A 637-nucleotide genomic window follows, 5' to 3' on the forward strand; every position below is an offset into this window, starting at 1 on the left:
CTATCAAAGTAAAGGAAAGGCTGAGGACGAGCAGATTGCCGATTGCTTGATTAAACTTACCCAAGCCAATAAGCGTTGGGGCTTTAAACTATGCTTTTTTTATCTTAGAAATGTCCAAGGCGTTGTTTGGAATCATAAGCGTGTTTACCGCATCTACAAGGAGTTAGCATTGAACTTACGTATTAAACCTCGCCTACGCCTTCAACGAAAGCAGCCAGCGCCACTGGCTGTGCCCACAGCTGCTAATCAGGTATGGTCAATGGATTTTATGAGTGATGCACTAGCCGATGGTCGTAGACTACGTTTATTGAACGTCATTGATGATTTCAACCGAGAAGCGTTAGCCATGGATGTTGCCTTATCTATTCCGAGCGAGCAGGTGATTCGATACCTAGAGCGCACAATTGAGCAGCGTGGAAAGCCTAAAGAGATACGAGTTGACAATGGTCCTGAGTATATCTCAGAACGACTGATCTCATGGACTGAAAGTCAAGGCATTCGTCTGAACTACATTCAGCCAGGCAAGCCCTATCAAAATGCCTATATTGAGCGATTTAACCGAACTGTCAGGGAGGAGCTTTTAAATATGTATATCTTTGACTCATTGGAGCAAGCTGAATTGCTAGTCACCCAATGG

The 637-nt window shown here is 44.3% G+C and carries 1 protein-coding gene; it reads left to right on the plus strand.

Annotated features, from left to right (window positions below):
* The coding region (locus HMPREF3144_RS02670) for an IS3 family transposase (RefSeq protein ID WP_070476260.1) at positions 1–637 on the plus strand (637 nt) is incomplete at both ends.

This window comes from Oligella sp. HMSC05A10 (genome assembly GCF_001808335.1).
Taxonomy (GTDB): domain Bacteria; phylum Pseudomonadota; class Gammaproteobacteria; order Burkholderiales; family Burkholderiaceae_B; genus Oligella; species Oligella urethralis.